This is a genomic window from Methylomonas stagni (genome assembly GCF_050154735.1).
Classification (GTDB): domain Bacteria; phylum Pseudomonadota; class Gammaproteobacteria; order Methylococcales; family Methylomonadaceae; genus Methylomonas; species Methylomonas koyamae_A.
On the sequence record NZ_CP189557.1, the window covers coordinates 1,005,514 to 1,029,673 of the forward strand.

17 protein-coding genes are annotated in these 24,160 nt (G+C 58.8%); 9 read left to right on the forward strand and 8 right to left on the reverse strand.

Annotation, left to right across the window (positions count from 1 at the left end; genetic code table 11):
* Window positions 1-8: 8 nt before the first annotated feature.
* The 5 genes from ACP4CD_RS04765 (at window position 9) to ACP4CD_RS04785 (ending at window position 6,072) form a co-directional block, all read left to right on the forward strand.
* Window positions 9-1,175, forward strand: a complete 1,167-nt coding sequence (locus ACP4CD_RS04765) for an HlyD family efflux transporter periplasmic adaptor subunit (protein WP_426993766.1) — start codon at window positions 9-11, stop codon at window positions 1,173-1,175.
* Entirely contained in the window at window positions 1,168-3,081 is a 1,914-nt protein-coding gene (locus tag ACP4CD_RS04770; protein WP_426993767.1) for an FUSC family protein, read from the forward strand. Before ACP4CD_RS04765 ends, ACP4CD_RS04770 begins: the two co-directional genes overlap by 8 nt.
* Window positions 3,048-3,407, forward strand: a complete 360-nt coding sequence (locus ACP4CD_RS04775) for a hypothetical protein (protein ID WP_426993768.1) — start codon at window positions 3,048-3,050, stop codon at window positions 3,405-3,407. Before ACP4CD_RS04770 ends, ACP4CD_RS04775 begins: the two co-directional genes overlap by 34 nt.
* A gap of 143 nt (window positions 3,408-3,550) precedes the next feature.
* The gene (locus ACP4CD_RS04780; RefSeq protein ID WP_426993769.1) at window positions 3,551-5,455 is read left to right on the forward strand and encodes a TonB-dependent receptor domain-containing protein; all 1,905 of its coding nucleotides are present in this window, start codon (window positions 3,551-3,553) and stop codon (window positions 5,453-5,455) included.
* On the forward strand, window positions 5,389-6,072 hold the full coding sequence (locus ACP4CD_RS04785; RefSeq protein ID WP_426994656.1) for a TonB-dependent siderophore receptor: 684 nt from the start codon (window positions 5,389-5,391) through the stop codon (window positions 6,070-6,072). Before ACP4CD_RS04780 ends, ACP4CD_RS04785 begins: the two co-directional genes overlap by 67 nt.
* Window positions 6,073-6,457: 385 nt before the next feature.
* Here the strand turns inward: ACP4CD_RS04785 and ACP4CD_RS04790 are convergent, their stop codons facing one another.
* Window positions 6,458-6,835 (reverse strand): type II toxin-antitoxin system VapC family toxin, encoded by a 378-nt coding sequence (locus ACP4CD_RS04790; protein WP_426993770.1) that lies wholly within the window; start codon window positions 6,833-6,835, stop codon window positions 6,458-6,460.
* A complete protein-coding gene (locus ACP4CD_RS04795) occupies window positions 6,832-7,170 on the reverse strand; it encodes a CopG family ribbon-helix-helix protein (RefSeq protein ID WP_082885611.1) in 339 nt (112 codons plus the stop codon). The genes ACP4CD_RS04790 and ACP4CD_RS04795 overlap by 4 nt, the downstream gene beginning before the upstream one ends.
* Window positions 7,171-7,819: 649 nt before the next feature.
* On the opposite strand from ACP4CD_RS04795, the gene ACP4CD_RS04800 reads away from it, so the two are divergent.
* From ACP4CD_RS04800 to can, 4 genes are all read left to right on the forward strand, one after another.
* Entirely contained in the window at window positions 7,820-8,335 is a 516-nt protein-coding gene (locus tag ACP4CD_RS04800; RefSeq protein WP_064030407.1) for an RNA polymerase sigma factor, read from the forward strand.
* Between the two features lie 22 nt (window positions 8,336-8,357).
* Complete coding sequence (locus ACP4CD_RS04805; RefSeq protein WP_426993771.1) at window positions 8,358-9,338, forward strand: FecR family protein; 981 nt, start codon at window positions 8,358-8,360, stop codon at window positions 9,336-9,338.
* A gap of 139 nt (window positions 9,339-9,477) precedes the next feature.
* Window positions 9,478-11,904 (forward strand): TonB-dependent siderophore receptor, encoded by a 2,427-nt coding sequence (locus ACP4CD_RS04810; RefSeq protein ID WP_426993772.1) that lies wholly within the window; start codon window positions 9,478-9,480, stop codon window positions 11,902-11,904.
* Between the two features lie 166 nt (window positions 11,905-12,070).
* Window positions 12,071-12,703: a carbonate dehydratase gene (gene can, locus ACP4CD_RS04815; protein WP_064030413.1), complete on the forward strand. Its 633-nt coding sequence runs from the start codon at window positions 12,071-12,073 to the stop codon at window positions 12,701-12,703.
* 21 nt (window positions 12,704-12,724) lie between these two features.
* Here can and ACP4CD_RS04820 read toward each other — a convergent pair whose 3' ends face one another.
* The 6 genes from ACP4CD_RS04820 to ACP4CD_RS04845 all read right to left on the reverse strand — a co-directional run bounded on the left by ACP4CD_RS04820 (window position 12,725) and on the right by ACP4CD_RS04845 (window position 24,127).
* The gene (locus tag ACP4CD_RS04820) at window positions 12,725-13,774 is read right to left on the reverse strand and encodes an HD-GYP domain-containing protein (protein ID WP_071156776.1); all 1,050 of its coding nucleotides are present in this window, start codon (window positions 13,772-13,774) and stop codon (window positions 12,725-12,727) included.
* A gap of 366 nt (window positions 13,775-14,140) precedes the next feature.
* On the reverse strand, window positions 14,141-17,455 hold the full coding sequence (locus ACP4CD_RS04825; protein WP_426993773.1) for a PAS domain S-box protein: 3,315 nt from the start codon (window positions 17,453-17,455) through the stop codon (window positions 14,141-14,143).
* A gap of 9 nt (window positions 17,456-17,464) precedes the next feature.
* Window positions 17,465-18,082, reverse strand: a complete 618-nt coding sequence (locus tag ACP4CD_RS04830; RefSeq protein ID WP_426993774.1) for a YfiR family protein — start codon at window positions 18,080-18,082, stop codon at window positions 17,465-17,467.
* A gap of 16 nt (window positions 18,083-18,098) precedes the next feature.
* Entirely contained in the window at window positions 18,099-20,582 is a 2,484-nt protein-coding gene (locus tag ACP4CD_RS04835; protein ID WP_426993775.1) for a TonB-dependent siderophore receptor, read from the reverse strand.
* Between the two features lie 160 nt (window positions 20,583-20,742).
* Window positions 20,743-23,007, reverse strand: coding sequence for an ATP-binding protein (locus ACP4CD_RS04840; RefSeq protein ID WP_426993776.1), 2,265 nt, complete (start codon window positions 23,005-23,007; stop codon window positions 20,743-20,745).
* Window positions 23,008-23,014: 7 nt separating this feature from the next.
* Complete coding sequence (locus ACP4CD_RS04845) at window positions 23,015-24,127, reverse strand: substrate-binding domain-containing protein (protein ID WP_426993777.1); 1,113 nt, start codon at window positions 24,125-24,127, stop codon at window positions 23,015-23,017.
* Window positions 24,128-24,160 lie beyond the last annotated feature (33 nt).

The following is a 24,160-nucleotide window of genomic DNA, read 5'->3' on the forward strand; positions in this document are numbered from 1 at the left end:
GGTCCGGCATGGCAAACGACCCTAAACTCGACTATCGGCGCCGGGTGCGCATCGGCCGCATTCTCGGCATGGCGATCGTGTTGGCGGCGGTTACGACCGGCGCTTGGGTATGGCAAATCAATTTCCGCCATCCGCGTACCAACGACGCGATGATCCGCGCCGACATCGTCGGCATCGCGCCCGAAGTCTCCGGCCGCATCGTGCGACTGCACGTGCGCGACAATCAGTTCGTACGCAAGGGCGAGTTGCTCTACGTCATCGATCCCAGGCCTTATCAAGCCAAACTGGATCGCGCCAAGGCCGAACTGATGTTGGCGGAACAAGAGGTCGAATCGCTGCGGGCGTCGAAAAGTTCCGCCGTCAGCGCGGTCGCGCGCCTGGAACATCAGCACGCGGCCGCGCTGGCCGAAATTAAACGCATCGCGGCCGACGACGACTATCTGGAACAGTACCTCGAACAACTGGAGCCGCTGGCGGCAAAGCAATACGTGACCGGCGATCAACTTCGGCAGGCACGCGCCCGTTACTCGGCCTCCCGGGCGGCGTTGGCCGATGCCAAGGCCAAGGCGCTGTCGGTCGGGAGTGCGGTCTCCGAAGCGGAGAGCGATAGCCGGCGCGCGCAATCCCTGATCGCTCAGGTCGGCGACGTCAATGCGCGCGTCGAAGCGGCCCGCGCCACCGTGACAGCCGCCGAGCTGGAGCTGGAATATTGCGAAGTCCGCGCGCCGTTCGATGCCTACGTGACCAATTTGAATACCCGCGAAGGCGAATATGCCAAGGCCGGCGGCCAGTTGTTCGCGCTGGTCGACGACCGCCATTGGTACGCCGTCGCCAATTACAAGGAAACCTATTTGCAATCGATACGCCCCGGCCAGGAAGCGGACGTGTTTCTGGTCGGCTATCCCGGCAAGCGCTTTCGCGGCGTGGTGACCGGCATCGCTTGGGCCAATGCACCGGACAACGTCAAACAGCAAGGCGGATTGCCGGAGGTACAACGTACGCTGAACTGGGTGGTGCTGGCGTCGCGTTTTCCGGTCAGAATCGAAATCCTCGACCGCGATCCGGAGCGTCCGCTACGCATGGGGATGACCGCCTTCGTCACGGTACTGGATCGCACGTTGCCGATTCCGGACGATAGCGTCGCATCGGCGGACGGCGATCGGCAACATGACTGATTCGAACCGCCGCGCCAGGCGGGAACGCCACGGCCGGTTTTGGTTCGGCACCGGTCTGGCCGAATTCCTGGCCGCCGAGCTGAAGGACTCCCCGGAGCGGCGGATTGCCGCGGCGCGGCTGTTCGCGGTGTCGTTGATTATCGCGACGGTCAGCCAAAGCCTGCACGTGCCGCCGCTGGGCGCGCTATCGCTGTTGGTTTGCCTGAGCTACGACGCTTACGCCAACGCCGGCCAATCGCTGGCATTCGGCTTGCGCCAGTTGTTTTATCTGTTCGTGACGGTACTGATCTCGGTGTTGGCGTTGATGTTGGCCGGCAACGATCCCTGGCTGATGTTGAGCCTATCGTTCGCGATCATGGCGCTGGCCTTGTTTCACGCCCGACTCATCGCCTGGCCGACCGGCATCGCGCTGTGGTATTCGATTCCGGTGTTGTACAGTCCGACCACGCCCGACGAAAACCTATATCACGCACTCTGGAACATTCCGGTGATCGGCGTGCTCGGCTTGGGTAGTTGGACGCTGGTCCATCTCAGTATCGCGCCGCGCGACCCGCGCACTTTGCTGATTGCCGGCATCGCCGATCAACTGAAAGCGGCGGAGACGATATTTCTCGGCCGCTTGTCCGACAGCGAAGCCCGCCGACCGCGCCGCGCTTCGGTCAAACCGTCATCGATCGGTCTGTTCGGCAAATTGCAAACCTTGTTGGCCAACAGCGAATTGCTGCATGTGTCGATACGGCGCCGGCATGCGGCGTATCTGGAGTTGCTGCAGGAAATCGACGGTTTGCGTCAAATCGCGCTGTGGCTGGAGCAATCGCTGACCGAAGATTATCGCGCTCAGCCGCTGACAGCGGAAAAGCGCGCCGTCTACGCGGCCTTACAGCAAGCTTGCGCGATCTTGAGACAGGGTTTCACCAACCGGCAAGACCTCAGCGACGCCGTGGCCGCGTTATTGGACGACGAGGTATTGCGGCGTTACGCAGGGACTGGTCAACCGACGGTGCTAACCGCATTTTGGCAAGCCTTGCAACGCATTGCCGCGCTGATGAAACGTTTGCATCAGCCGGCGACGGACTCGGACCCGGCCGAAACGGAAACCGAGCCGCAAGCCGACTATCCGGCCTGGCTGGGCTACGAATTTTGGCAGCGACACGCCGACAGTCTGCAATTCGGCATCAAGTTTTCGTTGGGCGCCATCCTTTGCATGCTGATCGTGCAAAGCCTAGATTGGCCGGACATCAACACCGCGATACCGACTTGCCTGGTGGCCGCGCAGACCAGTCTTGGCGCCGATTACCGGCTGTCGCTGCTCAGGGTCGGCGGCGCCGCGTTAGGCGGAGCGTGCGCCTATGTGTACGTGTGGGTGTTTCAGTCGCAGTTCGATTCCATCATCGGCTTCATGCTGGCGACCGCGCCGTTTTGGGCTTTGTCGGCCTGGATCACCGCCGGCAGCGAGCGCATCGCCTACCTCGGCCGCCAGTTGGGTTTTTCGTTTGCGTTGTTCGTACTGCACGACTTCGGCGCGGTCGAGGATCTATTTTTGCCGCGCGACCGCGTCATCGGTATTTTGCTGGGTCTGACGGTGATGGGCGCACTCGATTATGCGTTGTGGCCGCGCCGGTCCGCGGCGTTGGCGCGTCACCATTGCATCGCCGCGTTGCGTACGCTGGCCAAACTGACGGTGCGACTGCCGGATCCCGGCCATCTGATGAGCTATACGCTGCCGCTGCGGCTGGCGGCGGAAAAGGATTTGGCGCGGCGCAAGACTTGCTGGCACATGCGGTGCTGGAACCGGATGCCCGCCAAGCCGGCAAGATGCGCGAACGCGGCGTATTGCGCGCGATCATTCGGGACGCGAGCAATCTGTCGGCATTGCTTCAGGTCCGCAAGCGCTATCGTTTGCTGAGCGGCCAGCAATTCGACCGTTTTCCCGAGGCTTTGCAACGCCACAGTCGCGACTTCGACGCCGAGCTGGCCAAGACCCTGGCCCACACCGCCGACGTCGTTGCCGGCGAAAAAGCCGTCGATTTATACGACGCCGATGCGATTGGCCAATTACTGCGGCAGAGTTACATCCGGTATCACGATATCGGCAGCCTGCCGGCCGACCTGGCGATGGAATGGGAATTGCGCTTCTTGCTGGACGAGCAAATCTTGAACTATTTGGAGCGCTTGCAAAATGCCGCGTCGAAATCCTTCCCCGAAACCTCACCCGGTTTTACGAACCGTTAATCCATGTCCGGCGCTTATCTCGGTCTGCCTTGTTGAGGCTATTTCGGTACGTTGCGACTTTTGGTTTCGAAACAAAATAAATTGAGGTGTTTGCCCACGCTAAAACGCTCTTATCGGTGACTCATTCATTTTCAGGAGAACCGATGAATCCGCTACGAGATTTGCTGGCCGCCGCGCCGTTGGCCGTTTGCCTGGCTTCCGCGCAGGCCGAGGAACAAACCTTCCACTTCAACATTCCGGTCCAGCCGTTGCCGGCGGCGTTGGACGCGCTGGCGGCCCAGACCGGCATCAAACCGTTTTATTCCGACCAGGTCGTCTCCGGCAAAACCGGCCATGCGGTATCCGGCAATCTGACCGCCGCGCAGGCTTTGCAGCAACTTTTGTCGGGTACCGGCTTGAGTTTCAAATTCAACGGCGATCATGCGGTGGCGATTACCCAACCGGATGCCAATTCCGCCGCGACCTTGGCGGCGGTGACGGTGGTTGCCAAGGCGAACGCCGAGCTGTTCGATCCCAACAACGTCAACTACAATCGCGCGTTCGCGTCGGCGTCGACCAAGACCGATACGCCGTTAATGGATACGCCGATGACGGTGCAGGTCGTGCCCCGGCAGGTCTTGAGCGATCAGCAGGCCATCCGCCTGGAAGACGCGGTCAAAAACGTCAGCGGCGTGCAGCCGGTATGGACATCGGGCGGGCAAGGCCAGGACTTCGTGATTCGCGGCTTCGGCACCAACTATTCCCGATTTCGCAACGGTCAACGTATATCCAACTTCAATGCCGACTTGGCCAACATCGAACAAGTGGAAGTCTTGAAAGGTCCGGCGGCGATGTTGTTCGGCCGGGTTCAGCCGGGCGGCATGGTCAACGTCGTCACCAAAAAGCCGCTAAGCGAAGCGCATTATTCGCTGCAACAACAATTCGGCAGTTACGATTTATACCGCACCGTCGCGGAGGCCACCGGACCGCTGAACGACGACAAGAGCTTGGCTTACCGCCTGGATTTCGGTTACACCGACCGAAACTCCTTTCGCGATTTCGTCAGCCAAACTCAAGTATTCGTGGCGCCGTCGTTGCATTGGCAAGCCAGCGATGCGACCGAATTCAATCTGAGCCTGGAATATATGGATCGTAACTTGCCTTACGATACCGGTATTCCCGCCGTCGGTACGCGAGTGGCCAACGTACCGATCAATACCAACTACGGTCAGCCCGGCGGTCAGTTCAATCAGGATCCGTCCGATAGCACGCTGTTGGATTTCAATTGGTCGCACGCATTCAACGATCATTGGACCTTCAAGAACGGTTTCGTCGCCAACTGGACCACCCAGCATTACCGCGAATTGTTGGTCGCTGTATTTCAGCCTTTGTTGGCAACCGACAGCAATCCGCAGGTCGTTCGTCGCGGCTCGCAATTCGAAGATCGCACCGAGGAATCCTATAACGCGTTTTTTAATTTAAACGGCAAATTCGCGACCGGTCCGGTCAACCACAACGTTTTGGTGGGCGGGGATTACTTTTACGACGAGGTGCGCCAATCCGGCTTCTTCGGTTTCAATGCCGTCAACGCGCCGGCCAACAGTCCTTATCATTTTCCCGCCGATTTCGGCGGCGGCAATTTCGCCTTTACCCGGGTCAACCTTTACAACCCGGTTTACGCGAATTTGGATTACAACGCCTACGAATTTCAACGCATCAACCATCCCAACGATTTCTCGATCAACCAAACCTCCTGGTACGGCCTTTACTTCCAAGATCATCTGGCATTTTTCGACGGCAAATTGCAAATTCTGGGCGGCGGCCGCTACGACTGGGCCCACCAGGCTACGGGCGCCTCGACTTCTTATCAAAACTCCGCCGATCAGAACGACAACTACAACGGCTACATTCCCAGTTTCGGCAACGTCAATCTCGCGGCCCAAAGCGAGGGGTTTTTAGCCCCCGAGTCGGTATTCTGTACCGCCCATGGAATTGGCTGTCACTGTACGGCAACCGAGTGGAGGGATTCGGGACGAACAACGGCCGCTCCGAGAGCGGACAACCGTTGAAACCCGAAACCGCCGAACAGTACGAAGCCGGCTTGAAAGGCGAATGGTTTAAAGGCGATTTGACCGCTAATCTGGCCTATTTTCATATCGATAAACAAAATGTGGCAACCCTGGTTCGGGAAGGCATTTCCGAGACCATCGGCGCCGCGCGCAGCCAAGGTATCGAAATGGACGTCGCCGGGCAATTGGGCGGCGGCTTTAGCCTGATCGCAAGCTATGCGTTCACCGACGCCCGTATCACCCAGGACGGCGCGTTGTCCGGCAACATCGGCCACCGCTTGCCGAACGTCGCCGAACACTCCGGTAGCACCTGGCTGAAATACGCCTTTCAAAATCCGACGCTGTCCGGTTTAAATCTGGGCATCGGCGCCTATCTGGCCGGTAAGCGAGAAGGCGACAACGCCAACAGTTACCAGTTGCCCGGCTATGTACGGGTCGATACCTCGGTCGGTTACAGTTTGCGCCTGGGTGCCAGCAAACTCACCACCCAATTGAACGTTTACAATATTTTCGATAAGCGCTATTTCGTGGCGGGCGAACCCTATAACGCCAATCGCGCCTGGAATATGCCCGGCGATCCGTTGACGGTGATTGGGTCGATGAAGTTGGAGTTTTAAACCGGATAGACGGCACGGCAGGGCGGTTGGTTTGCGTGGTGTTTGGTCGCGCTAAGGCCGACGATGTCAAACTCGGCTTGGTGATAGTCAGTCACTATCGACAGTCCGGGGCGTTGCTATTTTTGCGAAAGATTTTTCTGCAATCCCGTGCCGGAAAAATCGGCAAAAATGAAGCGCCCGCCGACGCCCACAGTGCCCCCCGATTCGTCCGCGTCGCTACGAAAACCCGCCGGGCGCTATGCCTGTCGGGACTAAAAATCTTATATGGCTCCCTTTCTAAGTCCGCACCTAACTGAGGGTCCCTAGCTTTAGTCCGTGCAATTAAATCAGTCAGTCGCGACATTGCTCGCTTTCACTTTCCATATCAATTGGCGTTAATGCCTTGTCAATTTGAGGGATACAAATTCAAGTCGGGAATGAATTTGAAGTCCTTGGTATTCAGGGTGTAAAGCGTCACATCATGGCTAAGCGCGGTCGCTGCAATCAGCATATCCGGGACCGACGCTTTATGGCTGAGCGAATAGCGCCGCATCAAGTCGATAAACAAGCTGGAAATGGCTGGATTCAGGCCGTAGCAATGGCACAGCCCAAGATGGCGTTCGATTTTGACCAGTTCTTGTTTATCTCTAGCGCCGTAAAACAGTTCAGCTTTGGTGATGACGCTGACCGCGATATTGACCGGTCCTATGGTTCTGAGGGTTTCGATGATCTCCGAATTGCCTTTGTAAAATTCAATCAGAATATTGGTATCACACAGAATCATCCGCGCCGATCCGGCCAGGCTTTGGCACGAATGGCCGCTTGGTTGATTTCTCGATCTTCCCAAATGCCGGCACAGTTAAAGAAATCGTCGCCGGATGCCGGTTGCGCGATGGCTTCTATTTCCTTGATCACGTCCTCATGCTCGATGACTTCGCCACGATCCGCAGCGGCTATGCCCTGGGTGATTTTCTCAATTCTCCATGCGTGAGCTTTCAGATATTCGCGCAAGGCTTGGTTGACCAAATAATTGCGAGAACGGTCCAATGCCCCGGCCATGCTATCAAGTTGATGCACAATGTCTGATTCGGTTCTAACGGTAAATGCTTCTGTGGCCATGGCTACGCTCTGGTTATTTGTGATTCGCGTGAAATCATAATGGAGATTGATCACGTGAGGGTAGAGTTTAAATCGGGAATAACCGATATTTTCAGGCGTTAACGGTTGGAGGGTCACGCTTATTAAGCGTACTCCGGCGAAAGCCGGAATCGCTGCCGCGCCAACGTATATCTACCATCCGCAACCCTTTACCGGCAACTTGGTGCTGCTACCGTTGAGTTCCGGCCGCTATCATCAGGAATGGAACGGCGTTTATTTCCAGGACCAAACTGTGTTCTGGGACAAGCTGCATTTATTGGGTGGCGGCCGCTCTATGACTGGGCGGATTATGGCATCGGCAGTTCCGGCGGTTTTATGCCGCCGCCGAGGCCGCCATGAACACAAATCCCATCTCGGTCGGAAAATTCAGTCCTCGGGCCGCGTATCGCGCCTGGAATATGCCCGGCGATCCGTTGACGGTGATTGGGTCGATGAAATTGGAGTTTTAACTGAATAGACGGCGCGGCAACTTATGATAAGTCTGGGGCGGTTGGTTTGCGTGGTGTTTGGTCGCGCTAAGGCCGATCGCTTTGCGGCGATCGGCCTTGATTATTGATAACGCAGCGCCGGAGTATTTGTTATAAAGGCGATTTTTGTCCCCGCATCAGTGATGGCCCGAAAACAAAATTGGCTGGAACGCTTGTTCAGACTGCACCGGCAGGAGTTGCTGGGATTTGCCGGGCAGCGCTTGGACGATGCCGCCGAAGACCTGGTGCAGGATGCGTATCTGCGCTTGTTGGAACACCACGCGCCGGATGCGATCTTGAACCCGCGGGCTTATTTGTATCGGGTAACCGCCAATGCGGCGGTGGATTTGCGCCGCAAGCGGCAAGTACGCGAACTGTACGACGGCGAAATCGAAGATTTCGATCAAATCAGCAGTCCGGTAGCAACGCCTGAAGCCATATCGGCCGATCAACAAACCCTGCGCTTGTGCATGCAGGTGTTGCAGGAATTGCCGGAAATCCAACGGCATATTTTTCTGTTGCACCGCATCGAAGGCTACAGTCACCGGGAAATCGCCGAAACCCTGAATCTGCCGCGACGCACGGTCGAGCGGCATTGCGCGAAAGCATTGGAACTATTCCTGACGGCAGTGGACGCCGCCGATTGGGATAGGGATTGATCGCGTGGCCGCCCGAATGCCCATGAACTCGACGAATAGCGACGAGCGAGACGCCCGGATACGCAGGGAAGCGTCGGCCTGGCTGGCGCGCCTGAATTCCGGCGACTGCTCCACCGACGATCGTGCCGGCTTCGAGGCCTGGTTGGCCATGGATACTCGCCACGCGGACGCCTTTCGCCGCGCGAAGCGTTTATGGCGCGAGTTGGCCGGTCTGGGCGAATTGGCGCGGCCGCAACTTAAACAGGCTCAAGCGGTTTACCGGCACGCTCGCCGCAAGCGACGTTGGCCGATGGCCGGATTGGCCGCCGCCACATTGCTGGCCGGCGTATTGATCGTCAATCCGCCGATCTGGCAGTGGCTGACCGCCGAGCGCTTTACGACAGGCAAGGGCGAACGGGAAACCGTGACGTTGAGTGACGGTTCCAGTATTGAATTGAATACCGACACGGCGATTCGGGTCAATTACTCTGCGCGGGCCCGCCGGGTCTGGCTGGAGCGAGGAGAGGCCTGGTTTAACGTGGCCCACAATAACTTAACCCGGTTCGAGGTTCGCGTCGGCGAGGGGTGGATAGAGGATATCGGCACTCAATTCAATGTGCGCCGGGATCCGGCGAACGTCGATGTTGCCGTTCAAGAGGGCGAAGTCGCGATTCAGGTTGCCACGAACCCCGAGGTACTGCATTTGACCGCCGGGCAGCAAACCAACTTCGATCGACAAGGGCATGCCGCGCCGGTGCGGGCCGGCGATCTAGCAGCCATTGCCGCGTGGCGGGACGGGGTGCTGGTTTTGAAAAATCTGACGCTGGCGGACGTGGCGCGGGAGCTGGAGCGCTATCATGCGGTGTCGATTGAAATCGCCGACGCTGACTTGCGGCAATTGTCGGTCAGCGGCCGCTTTCCGACCGACAATCTGCCACTGGCCCTGAATACCATCGCCAACGCATTGCCGGTCAGGATCGCGTATTTGGACGGTAACCGAATCGGCATCCTGGCCAGACGGTAAGTTTGGTCGTACGGGCTTAAAGACTCCGCGCAGCGTGTTCCGGCATACCGGCAATGCTTGCTAAATCGGCGAATGTGGCGGTGTTTTATTTTTGAAACGGTCTTATCGAACGGAACCCAAACCACGATAAGGAGAACCGATGTCAAACATGCCGCTGTATATTTTCGTTGCCCCGTTGCTGCTGGCCTCCAGCGCCGCGCGGGCGGAAGACCAGACTTTCGCGATCAACATTCCCGCCCAACCGCTGGCCCGCGCGTTGGATGCTTTGTCGCGGCAGACCGGCGTGCAACCGTTTTACGCCGATGGCGCGGTGGCCGGCAAAACCGCGCCGGCGGTCAACGGCCGCTTCAGTGTGGCGCAGGCCTTACAGCAGTTGTTGGCCGGTAGCGGTCTAGTGTTCAGTTTTACCGCAGCCAACACCGTCGCGATCAAACCCGCGGGCGCGGCGGGCGAACGCGTCGAGACGCTGGGCGCGGTGACGGTGACCGCTCAAACGGCTTACTTGGCCGATGATCCCTATAATCCTAGCTATCATCGCACCAACGCCAGTACCGCGACCCGCACCGATACGCCGTTGATGGAAACCCCGGCTTCGATACAAGTCGTGCCGCAACAAGTCTTGAAGGATCAGCAAGCGATTACATTGGCCGACGGCTTGCGCAACGTCAGCGGTGTGCAAATCAGCCCGTCGCCGACTTACGAAAACTTTACCGTGCGCGGCTTCGACATGAACGGCGCGACCTACCGTAACGGCATTCGCGAAGCCTCCTGGGCGGCGGAAACCGCCAATGTCGAGCGTTTGGAAGTGCTGAAAGGTCCCGGCGCGATGCTGTATGGGCGGATCGAGCCGGGCGGGATGATCAACCGGGTCTTGAAAAAGCCGCTGTTCACGCCGTATTACGCGCTGCAGCAACAGTTCGGTTCGTTCGATAACTATCGGACCACGTTGGACGCCACCAGCGCGTTGAACCAGGATAAAACCTTCGCCTACCGCTTCAATCTGGCTTACCAGGACACCAAGTCGTTTCGGGATTTGTTTTACCGCGACCGTATCTTCATCGCCCCGCAATTTACCTGGAAGGTCAGCGATCGGACCGAGGTCAATTTCGGTATGGAATATCAACGCGACGACTTTCGCTGGGACGACGGGCTTCCGGTGCTGAATGGAGCGACTCGACCGGCCAATTTGCCGATCAACACCGCGTTAAGCGACCAGTCGGCGCACGCCAATCAGGAGCGCAATGTCGCCGACCTGAACTGGTCGCATGCTTTTAACGACGATTGGAAAATCAGTCAGCAATTTTCGGCCTTTCTCGGCAGCCGGATTCAATACGACATTTTTCCGTACGGCATTCATGCCGACCAGCGCACCGTCGATCGCTACAATTGGGACAACAATGTCAAAAGTTCGCAAACCTATTCGTTCAATACCAATCTGTTGGGCCATCTGAATACCTGGGGCGTCAAACATACCTTGTTGGTGGGTCACGACTATTACGCGTACACCGACGAAAGCCAGAATCGCTGCTGCGCCAGCGTCGATAGTATCGACATCTATAACCCGCAGCCCTTTACCGGCAACTTGGCGCTGCTACCGTTGAATTACGGGCATTACCATCAGGAATGGAACGGCGTGTATTTTCAGGATCAAATGGTGTTCTGGGACAGGCTGCATTTATTGGGCGGCGGCCGCTATGACTGGGCCGACTACGGCGTCGGCAGCTCCGGCAGTTCCTATGCCGCCGCCGAGGCCGCCATGAACGCAAACCATGTGTCGGCCGGAAAATTCAGTCCGCGGGTCGGCGTGTTGTATAGGGCCTTTCCGTGGCTGTCCTTGTACGGCAACTACACCGAATCGCTGGGTACCAATAATTCCTACAGCGCCCGCAATACGGACGGCACGCCGTTAAAGCCGCAAGAAGCCAGACAATTCGAAGGCGGCATCAAGACCGAACTGTTCGATCAAAAATTGACCGCCAGTCTGGCTTATTTCGATATCGTCAAAACCAATTTGGCCACCGGCAATCCCGATCCAACGTTGGCTTTACTTGGCTATACGACCACCGTGGGCGCGGCACGCAGTCGGGGCGTTGAGTTCGACTTGGCCGGGGAGCTATCCGAGAATTGGAGTTTGATCGCCAATTACACCTATTTGGATACCCGCATTACTAAGTTTACCGAGCAGGACGTCTACGGTGGCGTCAGCCTGCTGGGCAAGCGTTTTCCCAACGCACCGCGCCATTCGGCTAATGTCTGGTTGAAATACGAATTCACCGATCCGGCCTTCGCCGGCCTCAGCTTGGGCAGCGGTATCCGCGTGACCAGCCAGCGCCAGGGCGATCCGCAAAACAGCTATCAATTGCCGGGCTATGCGACCTGGGACGCTTCGGCGGCTTACAAATTCAAGGTGGGGCCGACTCGGATGACCGCGCAACTCAACGCTTATAATCTGTTGGATAAGCGCTATTTCACCGGGGCGGATACCTTCGACGCCAGCCAGCGCTACTATGGCAATATGCCCGGTGCGCCGATCAGTTTTATCGGTTCTATCAAGGTCGAGTACTAGATCTATACCCGATGCAAAGCTAGCGGTCGAAAACGCCGGCGCTATCGGGGATAATGGGCGGTTTGAGATTCGGGTGCTACCCGGCCTGGCGGACGGCGTCGAGTCTGGCGGGGTGCGGCGACACTGAGTCTCGGTTTGCAAACAACTCAACCCGATAGGTCGGCCCATGCATACACCCTCTAAACTGCTGTTGGAAAACCGCGCCTGGTCGCAGGACATGGTCGCCAAGGATCCCGGTTATTTCATCGAGTTGGCCAAGGAACAGCGCCCGGATTTTTTATGGATCGGTTGTTCCGATAGTCGGGTGCCGGCCGAAACAGTGGTCAATGCTCAGCCCGGCGAAATCTTCGTGCATCGCAACATCGCCAATCAGGTGATTACCACCGATTTCAATTGCCTGAGTGTCTTGCAATATGCCATCGCGGTTTTGAAGGTAAAACATATCGTCGTTTGCGGCCATTACGGTTGCGGCGGCGTCAAGGCGGCGATGCAGCCGCAACGCGGCGATCTGACGATTACCAATAAGTGGTTGATGCACATCAAGGATGTTTATCGGCTGCATCAGGACGAGCTCGCTTATTTGAGCGAAGACAAAAAAGTCGATCGGATGATAGAGCTGAATATCCTGGAGCAGGTACACCGTTTGTCGCATACCTCCATCGTGCAGACAGCTTGGAAACACGGCCACCAGCCGACCTTGCACGGTTGGGTGTACGGATTGAACGACGGGATCATCGAGCAATTGATAGAGCTGGATCATACCGCCGAGATTCCGCCGATCTATCGTTACGGCGCCTAAGCGGACCCGGCGGGTCCGCGGTTAACTCTCCAGCTGGTAGCCCTTGTCCCGAAACAGCCGAAGCGCGGCGTCGGCGACCTGCGGGTCGAACATGATCCCCCGCTTACTTTCGATTTCCGCCAAAGCGGTGTCTATGCCCAAACCAGGCCGGTAAGGGCGATGGGAGGCCATCGCTTCGATGACGTCGGCAACCGCTATGATCCTGGCCTCCAGGTGAATTTCCTCGCCCTTTAAGCCTTGCGGGTAGCCGGAACCGTCCAGCCGTTCATGGTGTTGACCGACAAACTCGGCGATCGGCCACGGGAAATCGATGGCTTTCAGGATGTCGTAGCCGTCCTGGGCATGCAATTTGATCAGCGAGAATTCCAGTTCGGTCAGCCGGCCCGGCTTGCACAGAATTTCCGCCGGAATCTTGACCTTGCCGACATCGTGGACGACAGCGGCCAGATGCATGCCTTCGATGCGATTATCCGGCAGGCCCATTTCTCGGGCAATTTCGGTGGCGACCTGGGCGACCCGGCGCTGGTGACCCGCGGTATACGGATCGCGCATCTCGACGGTAGCGGCGATTGCGGTGATGGATTCCAGTAAATTGGCCCTCAACTTCAATTCGCTGCGTTTCAGCGACTGGGTACGCTCCTCGACCATGTCGCCCAAATGGTGGCGCAGCCGGTTGAGTTCCAGGTGGGTGTGGACGCGGGCCAGCAGCTCCTCGCGCTGGAACGGTTTGGTCACGTAATCGACCGCGCCTAATTCGAAGCCGCGCAGTTTTTCCTGGGTGTCGGACATTGCACTGACGAAAATGACCGGCACGTCGCTGGAACCGGGAATTTGCTTAAGCCGTCTGCAGACTTCGAAGCCGTCCATGCCCGGCATGCTGACGTCAAGCAAGGCCAGTTCCGGTGCCTGGATCTCGGCGGCGTGCAGCGCCAGTTCGCCGCTGATCGCCGAGCGTACTTCGTAGCCCTCGGCCTTGAGCACGTCGGTCAGCAGCCTGAGCGAGGCCGGCGTATCGTCCACCGCCAAGATCAGGCCTTTGGACGAAGTCGAACCGGATTGTTCATCAATCATTGGGTTTTCCCTGGTCAAGGCGGGCCTCCTCCGGTTGCGCGGCGGCTACTTGGATTAGCGCGGCCGATGGGTTGGGGTACTCGAATTCCTCCGCCGGGAGCCGCCATCTTTGGCTGCCGGCGGAGGAATTCGCCGATTCTGCCGACAGGCGCTTCCTTGGTTGTCAACGCTCCTGAATCAGCGCCGCATCGGTCTTATACAACCGGTTATTGTATGCCGAGTTGTCTTGCCCTGCACGAGCGGCTTCCCTTTTTAAGCTAAGGTTTTGAGCATCGCGTCACGCTGGATCGTTAATCATAGTGCGCCATCTTGCGTCGAGCGATCGTTGAATAGCCGGAATATAGCCATTGGTAGACCGGCGCCGATCTAGCCGTTCTTCCGCTTAGCGGCATCCAGATATCCGAGCAACGCTTGATAATTGAATTGGTCGGCCACGCCGGACAACGCGACCGCCAGGCTTGGGTCTAGCAAGGCGATTTCGGCGATCAGCGCGGCGACCGCTTCGCTGTTCAGGTTTTCCAAGGCGTCGGTCAGCCGATTGCGCAATTCGGCCGGAAGCGCCGCCAGCGCGTCGGTATCCACGGCCGGCGCGGCGGTGGCTGGCGCCTCGCTGGCGTAGCGATAGCTCAGTCCCAGCTGCCGAGCCAGGCAGTCGTATATTTCCGCGAACTGGTAAGGCTTACGGATCACGTCGTCCATGCCGGCGTCCAACATTTCCTGCTGCTGTTCCTGAAACGCCGACGCGGTGACCGCGATAATTTTAACGTGTCGTCCTCCCGGCGCTTGCCGAATCCGCTGGGTGGCCTCGATGCCGTCCATCACCGGCATGCGCCGGTCCATCCAAATCAAGTCCGGATGCCAGTTTTCGAATAGCGTTACACAATCCCGGCCATTCTCTGCGAATTTCGTGTCCAGGCCCAAGCCGGTCATCAAGCGTCCCAGCAGCAAGCGGTTTTCGTGCTGATCCTCGGCGATCAGTATCCGGTAACGGGGTTGACCGCCGGCCAGGCCGATCACCTTGCCGCCGGAAGCGGAGGATAACTCGGTAATACCCTCCGCGCCGGCCAGCGCCACCGGTAACTCCACTCGAAACAGCGAGCCTTGGCCCAATTCGCTTTTAACGCGAATGTCGCCGCCCAGCATCCGGACGAATTGGCGGGTAATCGTCAGTCCCAAGCCGGTCCCTTGTTGAGAGACGCCGTCGGCCAACTGTACGAAGGGTTCGAACAAGCGCGATTGATCTTCCGCCGCGATGCCGGGGCCGCTGTCCTCCACCTCGATCAGCAAATGATGTTTGGCGTTGTGTTTGATCCCCATCCGCAGCGTGACGTGTCCGTGCTCGGTAAATTTCACGGCGTTGTTGATCAGATTGATTAGTATCTGGCGGATGCGGGCTTCGTCGGAACTGACGTAGCGAGGGCATTCGTCGGCTTGCTCGAGCACCAGCGACAAACCTTTTTCGCGAGCCCGGATGCGCATCATCTCGGTGACGTCCTTGACCAGCGCGTATAAATCGAACGCGGCGATGTCCAGTTGCAGACGGCCCGCTTCTATTTTCGCGACTTCCAGTACGTCGTTGATCAGATTGAGCAAATGCTCGCCGCTACGATTGATGATATCCAAGCTCTCCGCCTGATGCTCGGTGATCTGCGGGTCGTGGCGCATCATGCCGGAGAAACCCAAGATCGCGTTGAGCGGCGTCCGCAATTCGTGGCTCATATTGGCTAGGAACACGCTTTTGGCCTTGTTGGCGGCTTCCGCCGCGTCGCGGGCCAGCCGCAATTCGTCGGTGCGGCGCCGCACGGTGTCTTCCAGTTGTAGCTTATATTGGTCCAGCTCCGCCTCGATACGCTTGCGCTCGGTAACATCGCGGGCGATCGCCAGCACGCTGGCTACCTCGCCATGTTCGCCGAGTTCCGGAATATGGCGAATTTCGGTGGTACGTCCGGTCGGCCAGGTAAATTCCATCAAATTCGGCGCGCCGCTGCTGACAACCCCCAACACGGCGTTCAGCAATGGTTGCGTCAGGTCCGGATTGCCCGGTATCGGCAATTCGCATACGGTCTTGCCGATCGGCGACATGTCGGCCGTTCCCGAGCTGCGCGCGGCCGACGCATTGATGTACAGATGGCGACCCAGGGTGTCGAAGCGTACGATGCCGTCTGGATGGTTCTCGGTCAGCGTGCGAAACTCGCGCACCCTTTTCGCCAGGGCCGCCTCGGCTTGCTTGCATTCGCTAACGTCCCGGCAAATGACCAAGTTGTAGATTTGGCCGGCGAATTCGAACACATTGGCCGTGATCTCCACCGGAAAGCGTCGGCCGTCCCGGCGTTGATGCTGGGTTTCGAATTGCGCGCGCCGCCGCTCGCTCAGTTCCCGCCGGAAGCTCGCCCACATCGCGTCGGTCCAATCCGGGATGATGTCGAATAGGCTCATGCCGCCGGTGAGTTCTTCGCGGCTATAGCCTAGGGTGCGCACCGTACTTAGATTGGCATACAAAAAACGCGGGTCGTTCTCGCCCATCAACAATATCGTCTCCTCGACTCGATCCAGCGCGAAGCTGAGCAAGTGCAGGCGTTGCTGGGTCTGTTTTCGTTCGGAAAGGTCGTAGGTCAGGCCGACGAAGCCGCTTATCCGCCCGGCATCGTCGCGTAGCGCGGTAATCGACAAAGACACCGGAATTCGTTGCCCGTTCTTACGGATGAAGGTCCATTCGCGTTCCTCCGGTTGATGACGCATCGGCTTGGCGGTGAATACCTCGAAGCCCGGCGATAGGGTTACTCCGAGTTCCGCGGAAAGCTCGCGAGCGTAGCGGACGATTTCCTCGCCGTCGTGCCAAAGCGCGGGTGTCGCGCGGCCGACGACTTCGCTTGCGGCATAACCCAGTAAACGCTCGGCGGCCGGATTGAAACTGGTGACGGTGCCGTCCGGGGATGTGGAGATGATACCGTGGGCGATGTTTTGCAATATCGTGTGTTGGAACACGTTGGCATGGCGCAATGCCTGCTCGCGTTCCTGGATTGCCGCCATCATCGCGTTGAAGTTTTGTCCCAAGCGAGCCAGTTCCTCGGCGCCGCCGGCCGGCACGCGGTGGTGGTAATCGGCCGAGAACCTCACCCGTTCGCTAGCGTCGGTCAGTGCGGCGATCGGCGCGACGATGGCGCGCTTCAGCATCAGTTGTTGGCCTATCGTGGCGATCAGCAGCACCAGCACGCCGCCGCCGAATAAAGCGAAGATTTCGCGGGTTTGCTGCTCGATGGCCGCCATACTCATGGCCAGATACAGCCTGGCGCCGCTGGATAAGGTTTGCAACCAGTCGGCGCGCTCGCGATTCACGAAAATCCCGTCCTTTTCTGGAAGTGCCCGCGCTAGAGAGCTTTGCGGCAAACGCTCGAAACTCGCCAACACCCGGCCGTTGTCCAAAACGATGGCCGCCGCTTGAATTTGGGGATTGGATTTTAAGGTGTCGAGGATTTCCTGCGCACGCGTCGGATCTTCGAAGGCGATGGCTGTATCGGTGCCAACCGCGATCATGCGCGCATAGGGTTCGATGATTTGCGCGGCTCTTTGCTCCCGCGTCAGGTTTTGAAACATTGCCAAGCCGGCGCCTGCCAACAGAAACGCCAGCAGGGCGCTGCCCCACAGAATCAGTACCAGCCGGCCTTGGATGTTGGATGGCATCGTCATCGCTTATCGTACCCGGCGAAAATTGCCGTTGATCAAGATTTCGTTGGAGACTTCCAGCAGCTTGGTTTGAATCGTCAGCGAAACGGCGCGGGCTTGATCGAGATTAATGGTCATGCCGACCCGCTCGTCGACTTTAAAGCGGATAACGCCGCCATCCGCAATAAAGTCTTCCGCATCGCCGACCGTCAGTACCGGTTTTCGTTTCAGCTCGGCCAAAGCGGCGTGGCGAAGCGCGATGTCGGTGTACGCAACAAAGACGATATGGCAGATCGGCAAATCCACCGTGCGTTCCGCTCGAACGATTTCAAACGCGTGACCTTGCTCGCTTCTATCCTTGACGCTGGTTTCCAGTACCTCGCCGAACGGGTCCGGGCCCAACACCGCGATGCACCAAGGCCTATCGACGCTGGGGGAAGCCGGCTCCGGCCAAGTGACGTAGCGGGCGAAATTGCGTAAAAACGCGGCTTTGACGCGAATCGCGCTGCTCTGCCCCGGCGTCGGGTCGGCATTCACCGCCGGAACCAACATACCCAGCAACAGTGCCGCGATGCCCAAGCGGCGCCGGGAACGCCGATTGAGTCGCGGGGTGGCGTCGAAACAGGCGAGGTCGGCGTGTTTCATGGTTCAGGTGCCGCCATCAAAACTTGACGGAGAAACTGATCGTCAGCTCGCGCGGCCGGCCGCGGCTGCTTTGCGAGGGACGATATTGTTCGTCGAGCAGATTTTTCCCCATGAAATCCACGCTCAGTTCGTGTTCGCCGACTCGCCAGCTATAGCCGATCAACGCGTTCAACAGCAGATAGGTTTGCCGGTCCGAGCTTGGGGTATCCGATAACAAGGTTTGATCGTAGACGAAATTGAAGCCGCCACCGATATGCAAGCCGCGCCAGGCGTCGGCCTTGAAGTCGTAACGCGTCCACAGATTGGCAAGATGCGGCGCGCTCATTTGCAGCGGCGCGTTATGAAATCGCAGCGCATTCTTGTAATACGCTAGGCCGGTGGCGTCCAGCGTATCGGGGTTCCGGGCCAGGATGGCATCGTCCCGGCCGGTGAACTCGGTAATCTTGGCATCCATATAGGTATAGGATAGATAGAGCTGCCATTGCTCGGTCAATTGGGCGGTGGCATCCCATTCAATGCCGCGCGAAGTTTGCTTGCCGGTCTGTACGCCGTAGATCGTCACGACGCCGTTGGCGTCGGTAACGGCCAAGTCGTTGACGATGTTTTTATTTTCGATGTCGAAGTAGCTCAAGGTGCTGGACAGGCGGCCGTCGAGCCATTCCGCTTTGATGCCGACGTCGTAGCCCCGGCCCTCGCTGGGGTCCGGAATGGCTGTGCCGCCGTCAAGACGGTTGGTGGAAAATGTGCCGGGGACGAAGGATTCGGCATAGCTGGCGAACCAGGACCATTCCGGCGTCAATTTGTACAACAGCCCGTATTGTGGCGTCACCCGGCTGGTGCTAACCCGCGGCTGCGACCGCTGGTTCAAGACGTCGCTAAGCCGGCTTTCGGTCTCGGTCCAACGCCAGCCGGTCAGCACCAGTAAGCGATCTTCGAAAAATCCGAAGGTCGAGCCGCCGTAAACCGACTTATCCGCCGCGTTGAGGTTTTGGTCGAACCGGGAAGCGGTCAATCCCGACAAGCCGATCGAGGTGTGGCGATTCCAGGTCGAGGGATCGCTCAAATCCCATAGCGGCAGCGGCGACGCGGTCGGATTGCCGCCGAGGCTTGGATCGTTGGGCGCCTGACCGGCCCAACGGTGAAAATTGCGGTCCACGTACTGCCCACCGAACAACAGGCGCAGACTGGCGAAGCCAAAATCGTAGCGGCCGACGCCTTGCAGTTCGATCGTGTCGTCGCGGTTGCTGTAAACCTGATGGCGAACCCGCCGCCCCTGTAAGGTCGTGACGTTGTTCGCCATGCCGAAATTGCCGGTGGCCAATGCATCCACGTCGTATTCCATATGGGAATAGCCTGCCCGCAAATTCCAGTGTTCGTCGGCTTTGAAGTCTAACCAGGTGCTGAGGTTATCGGTATTGCTATGGCGATAATCGCTGTAGGCCATGCCGTTCCAGGTGTCAGGCAGGCCCGGCACGTCGACGCCGGATCGGTTGGGATCGGTTGCACTGGGCATGATGCCGGTCCAAGTACCGTAACCGGGCTTTTGCATGAGTTGCGGCGCTTCGATCTTTTCGAACCGCTCGTATTTCAGCGATAGGCTGAAGCGGTCGATGGGCTGCCAAAGCAGGGATGGCGAAATATTCCAGGCATGGGCGTCGTAAGGCTCCCAATAGTGCAGATCTTGGTCGTAAGCGGCCGCCATTCGGTAAAACAGAGTTTTCGAGGCCGGCCCGGTCACGTCGGTTTCGAAGCGGTATTGGCCGTAGGAACCGTAACGGGCGGCGGCATTCGCCGCGAATTCGCGCTGGGGTGTTTTGGTGATGACGTTGACGATACCGCCCGGCGCGACTTGCCCGTACAGAAACGAGGCCGGCCCCTTGACGACTTCCACTCGCGACACATTCGTGAAATCCAGAATCGACGGACCATGCACTCCGTCCCGCAAGGTCTGAATATTGCCGCCGGCCAACGAGCCAACGGTAAAGCCGCGGATCGCCAGATTCGCGTTACCTTCGTTGAAATCGTTGCTCCGATAGGTGACGCCGGGAGAATAGCGGGCGATGTCGAAAATCTCGCGAGGCCGTTGATCCTTGATAAAGGCTTCGGTAAAGCTTTGGATCGCGAAAGGCAATTCGCGAATCGGCGCGTCGAAACGCGAGCCGGACACCGAGTTGGAAGCCCGGTAACCGCTATCGAGCTCGCTGGACACTTCGAACGGCGAGACCTTGACCTTGACCAGCTCGTCGATGTCCATGTCCGCGACATCCTTTAACGGGCCGTTGAATTCGTCGACGGCGGCTAGCGCTTCGCTTAGGCTTTCGAGAGCGTTGGAGTTTGAGGGGGCCGAATTGGGCTGGGTGGCGCTGGCCGGTTTAGCAGGCGAGATTGCGGTGTCCTCGGGTTCGTTCGCGCTCGCAAGCGAAGCCAACTGCGACAAACTCAGCGCTAACGCCAGTTTGGCAATCGCCGTTAAGTCGGCGTCATGCTTACCTGCTTTCATTCGAAGCCCCCGGAAAATTCGTTAAACCGCATACGGATTTTCAGCGTCACCACGCCACTTACGTTAGCCGATAAGCATAGCCGATAGGTCGAAAACCACGCGAATATTCAAGTTAGGCTAGCCGAGCTGGCGGCGACGCGGTTGCGTAGCGTGCCGCCGGTTAGTCGAGGTCAGCGGTGTCTAGGAGTTTCAAAATGCCCGGATAGTCGAAATTCGCCGCCAACGCGGCCAGCCGCTCCGCCAGCGCGGCGTGTCCGACGCCGATTTGACGTATCGCCGTCGCTATTTGGGCGGCGTCCAGGCTCTCCAGTGCCTGCCGCAGCGATAGGCGCAACGGCGCCGGCAAGTCGGCCAGCGAGTCCGCGACCGGAGCGTTGGCGGGAGGTTCGACGCTATTCGATAAACGGTCGTCAACGAACTCGACACCCAAATGCCTGGCCAAGCAATCGTAGATCTCCTGAAAGCGATAAGGTTTGGGAATGAAGTCGTCCATGCCGGCGTCCAGCATTTCCTGCTGCTCTTCCCGGAAGGCGGAGGCGGTAACGGCGATAATCTTGATCCGGTTGCCGCCCGGCAGGCGGCGGATTTGCCGGGTCGCCTCGACGCCGTCCAGCACCGGCATCCGTCTATCCATCCAAATCAGATCGGGTTGCCAGTCCCGACAGAGATCCAAACACTGTTGGCCGTTGCCCGCAATTCGGGTTTCCAGGCCAAGACGGTTCATCAATTGCCGGAGTAGAATCTGGTTTTCGATTTGGTCGTCGGCGATCAAGATTCGATAAGTCGGTTGGCCAGGCGCCAGGCGGATCGCCGACCCCGATCTGGGGGTAATGCTTACCGGAAATGCCTCATCCGCCACTAGTTCGACCGGCACGTCGACGGAAAATAGCGAGCCCTTGCCGGGCGTGCTGGTCACCGAGATTCGGCCTCCCATCAATTCGACGAATTGTCGGGTAATGGCCAAGCCAAGTCCGGTGCCTTTTTGATCGCCGTTATCCGCCAACTGCACGAACGGTTCGAACAAGCGTTGTTGATCCTCCGGGGCAATGCCGGGTCCGGTGTCTTCGACCGTCATCAGCAAGTGCTGGCGGTGGTTTTCCAGCGTCGCCAGCCTTACCGTCACACCGCCTGCTGGGGTGAACTTCAGCGCGTTGCCGATCAGATTCACCAATATCTGGCGGAGCCGAGCTTGGTCGGCCTTGATGAAACGGGGAAACTCGGAAGATTGATCCACGCCGAGCCGTAAACCTTTGGCTGACGCCCGTGCTTGCATCATGTCGGTCACGTCTCTGACCAGGCCGCCGAGGTCGAACGGCGCGACCGTCAATTTAAGTTGACCAGCCTCGATCTTGGCGATTTCCAGCACATCGTTGATCAAATCCAGCAGGTGCTCGCCGCTACGATTAATGATGTCCAGACTTTCCAGCTGGCTTTCGCTCAGTTCGGGATCGTCGCGCAACATGCTGGAAAAGCCCAAAATCGCGCTCAAGGGCGTACGCAGTTCGTGGCTCATATTGGCGAGAAACGCGCTCTTGGCTTTGTTGGCCGATTCGGCCGCGTCGCGGGCGCGCGCCAATTCCTCGGTGCGTAGCGCCAGTTGTCGCCTATCCTCGCGAAATTGCGCCACGGCCTGGGCCATCTCATCGATTTCGTCGAGGTCGGATCGCGGCGTACTCCCGGTCGCGTTGTCGGGATGGTCTTCGCGTAATTGGCGACTAATGTGTTGCAGACGCGCCAGCACGTGCCGGCCGACGAAAACTTGGGCGATCATCCAAGCCAGCAGCAAGCTGCCGGCCAGTAGGATTTCCACCCAATGTTCCTTGTCGCGGGCGGTTTGCCGCAGTTCGCGCACGCTGTTGCGGTAGGCCTCGGTGTATTGATCGTTCAGGGTTCGCGCGGCATCCACCATCGCATTCGCCTGGCGGCGCAGTTCCTCGTCGAATTCCTGTTGCACGCGATGGCGGGCGGCGCTGTCGGCTGCGTCTTGGGGCGCCAGGGATTCGCGCACGGCGCTTTCCCGCAACTGCGGGACGACATTCGCGGTATTGCGAAACAATTGACTGGCTTGCCGCAAATCCAACAAGGCGGCGTCTTCGCCGCCGGCGGCCAGTTTGTCCACCAATACATCGAAGATTTCCATGCGCTTGGCAATATCGGCGTAACTTGCCCGCATTGGGGCGAGTGCGCCGGTCCTTGCCAATTGGTAGGAGGCGCGTTCGATCTGCAAGGTCTGGTCGACCATCTGTTGCGCTTGCCGCAGGCTTTCCAAGCGCTCCTCCGCCAGCCAGGCGACGGTGTTCGCCGAGCCGCGCAAGGCATGGACCGCAGTCAGGCCGCCGGCCAGAATTAAGGCCGCCAGCGCGGCCAATGTGAACAGAAATTGCCGGCGTAGCGTACGGGGCAGATAACGGCGTGACAGGCTCATGTCGGTTTCAAGGTTTCCAAATGTGCCGGAAAATTTCCCGGTAACCATTGTTCGGATCATACAGCAGGTCGGGCGCGCCTTCCGACGCGATATTCGCGGCCGTGACCAGATGTACCGGAACCACGTAGCCGGTGACCGCTTGACCGGACAGTAGCCGGTTCAATTCGTCGATTAGCTGCCAGCCTTGCAGATTTAGCGGCTCAGCGGCGGTGGCGGTTTGAAAGGCGCCGGCGCGGATACGCAGAAAGGCGGCGGGGCTGCCGTCGCCGGCCGACAGCAAGGCGATACTGGCACTGGACCGACCGGATTGGGTGAGTTCCGGCACCGCGTAGTCGAAATAAATATCGTTGATCGCCAATAGGTGAGTCAGGCCGGTGCCGTGGCGCGCCAACCATTCGCGGGTGATTTTCGGCATCGTTTCAGCAGCCGTGGAAATCGCGATGTCCCGGATTTCCAGCAACTTGCATTCCGCGCAACGTCGCACAACGATGGCCATTGCTTCGGCCTTGGCTAGGGCAATGTCGAAGTTGCTGTCGGTGACGATCACCACACCGGCGCCGCGCGCGTCCGAAACGGCGGCCGCGGCGGTCACGCGGGCAACTTCCAGCGGGTCGCTGGACACGTTTATCGCGATAGGGCCTTTATCCAGCGCGCCGGCCTTGAGATCGACGTGCCAGCCGACCACCGGGATACCGCGCTCGGCGAATGGCGCCAGTCCGGCGCCGATGGCGCGGGCGTCGGTGCCGACCACGATCACGCCGTCCGGCTGCTGCGCGTTGGCGGCGGTCAAGGCCCGGTCGCGTCCGGCCGGGTTGCCGCCCGCGTCGAATATTTTCGTTTGCCAGCCGATTTCGCCCGCCGCCTCGCGGATGCCCCGGGTGACGCCGAGTACCCCGCCATTGCGCAAGTCTTCGCAGACGATCGCCACCCGCGCCCCGATGCGCGCCGGCGGGCCGTTCCGGGCGCCGCCCCATGCGGTGTCGAACGACGAGGCGTTCGATGCTGATTCCGCTTCAGTCGTTGCAGGCTTGTCGTCGGCTATTGACGGCGTGCAGGGCAGGCAGGCGCAGCTCAGCCCCAAAACCCAGGCACCGACCCATCGTAAGCTTGGCGCAAACATTGTTAAATATCCTCCGTCTGGGCGTTGCCCATT

Excerpts from the sequence above, each read along its gene's own strand:
- ACP4CD_RS04765 (WP_426993766.1), top strand. The coding sequence starts at position 9 with ATGGCAAACGACCCTAAACTCGACTATCGGCGCCGGGTGCGCATCGGC.
- can (WP_064030413.1), top strand. The coding sequence starts at position 12,071 with ATGCATACACCCTCTAAACTGCTGTTGGAAAACCGCGCCTGGTCGCAG.
- ACP4CD_RS04825 (WP_426993773.1), bottom strand. The coding sequence starts at position 17,455 with ATGCCATCCAACATCCAAGGCCGGCTGGTACTGATTCTGTGGGGCAGC.
- ACP4CD_RS04845 (WP_426993777.1), bottom strand. The coding sequence starts at position 24,127 with ATGTTTGCGCCAAGCTTACGATGGGTCGGTGCCTGGGTTTTGGGGCTG.
- ACP4CD_RS04800 (WP_064030407.1), top strand. The coding sequence starts at position 7,820 with ATGGCCCGAAAACAAAATTGGCTGGAACGCTTGTTCAGACTGCACCGG.
- ACP4CD_RS04810 (WP_426993772.1), top strand. The coding sequence starts at position 9,478 with ATGTCAAACATGCCGCTGTATATTTTCGTTGCCCCGTTGCTGCTGGCC.
- ACP4CD_RS04835 (WP_426993775.1), bottom strand. The coding sequence starts at position 20,582 with ATGAAAGCAGGTAAGCATGACGCCGACTTAACGGCGATTGCCAAACTG.
- ACP4CD_RS04790 (WP_426993770.1), bottom strand. The coding sequence starts at position 6,835 with ATGATTCTGTGTGATACCAATATTCTGATTGAATTTTACAAAGGCAAT.
- ACP4CD_RS04820 (WP_071156776.1), bottom strand. The coding sequence starts at position 13,774 with ATGATTGATGAACAATCCGGTTCGACTTCGTCCAAAGGCCTGATCTTG.
- ACP4CD_RS04840 (WP_426993776.1), bottom strand. The coding sequence starts at position 23,007 with ATGAGCCTGTCACGCCGTTATCTGCCCCGTACGCTACGCCGGCAATTT.
- ACP4CD_RS04770 (WP_426993767.1), top strand. The coding sequence starts at position 1,168 with ATGACTGATTCGAACCGCCGCGCCAGGCGGGAACGCCACGGCCGGTTT.
- ACP4CD_RS04805 (WP_426993771.1), top strand. The coding sequence starts at position 8,358 with ATGAACTCGACGAATAGCGACGAGCGAGACGCCCGGATACGCAGGGAA.
- ACP4CD_RS04780 (WP_426993769.1), top strand. The coding sequence starts at position 3,551 with ATGAATCCGCTACGAGATTTGCTGGCCGCCGCGCCGTTGGCCGTTTGC.
- ACP4CD_RS04830 (WP_426993774.1), bottom strand. The coding sequence starts at position 18,082 with ATGAAACACGCCGACCTCGCCTGTTTCGACGCCACCCCGCGACTCAAT.
- ACP4CD_RS04795 (WP_082885611.1), bottom strand. The coding sequence starts at position 7,170 with ATGGCCACAGAAGCATTTACCGTTAGAACCGAATCAGACATTGTGCAT.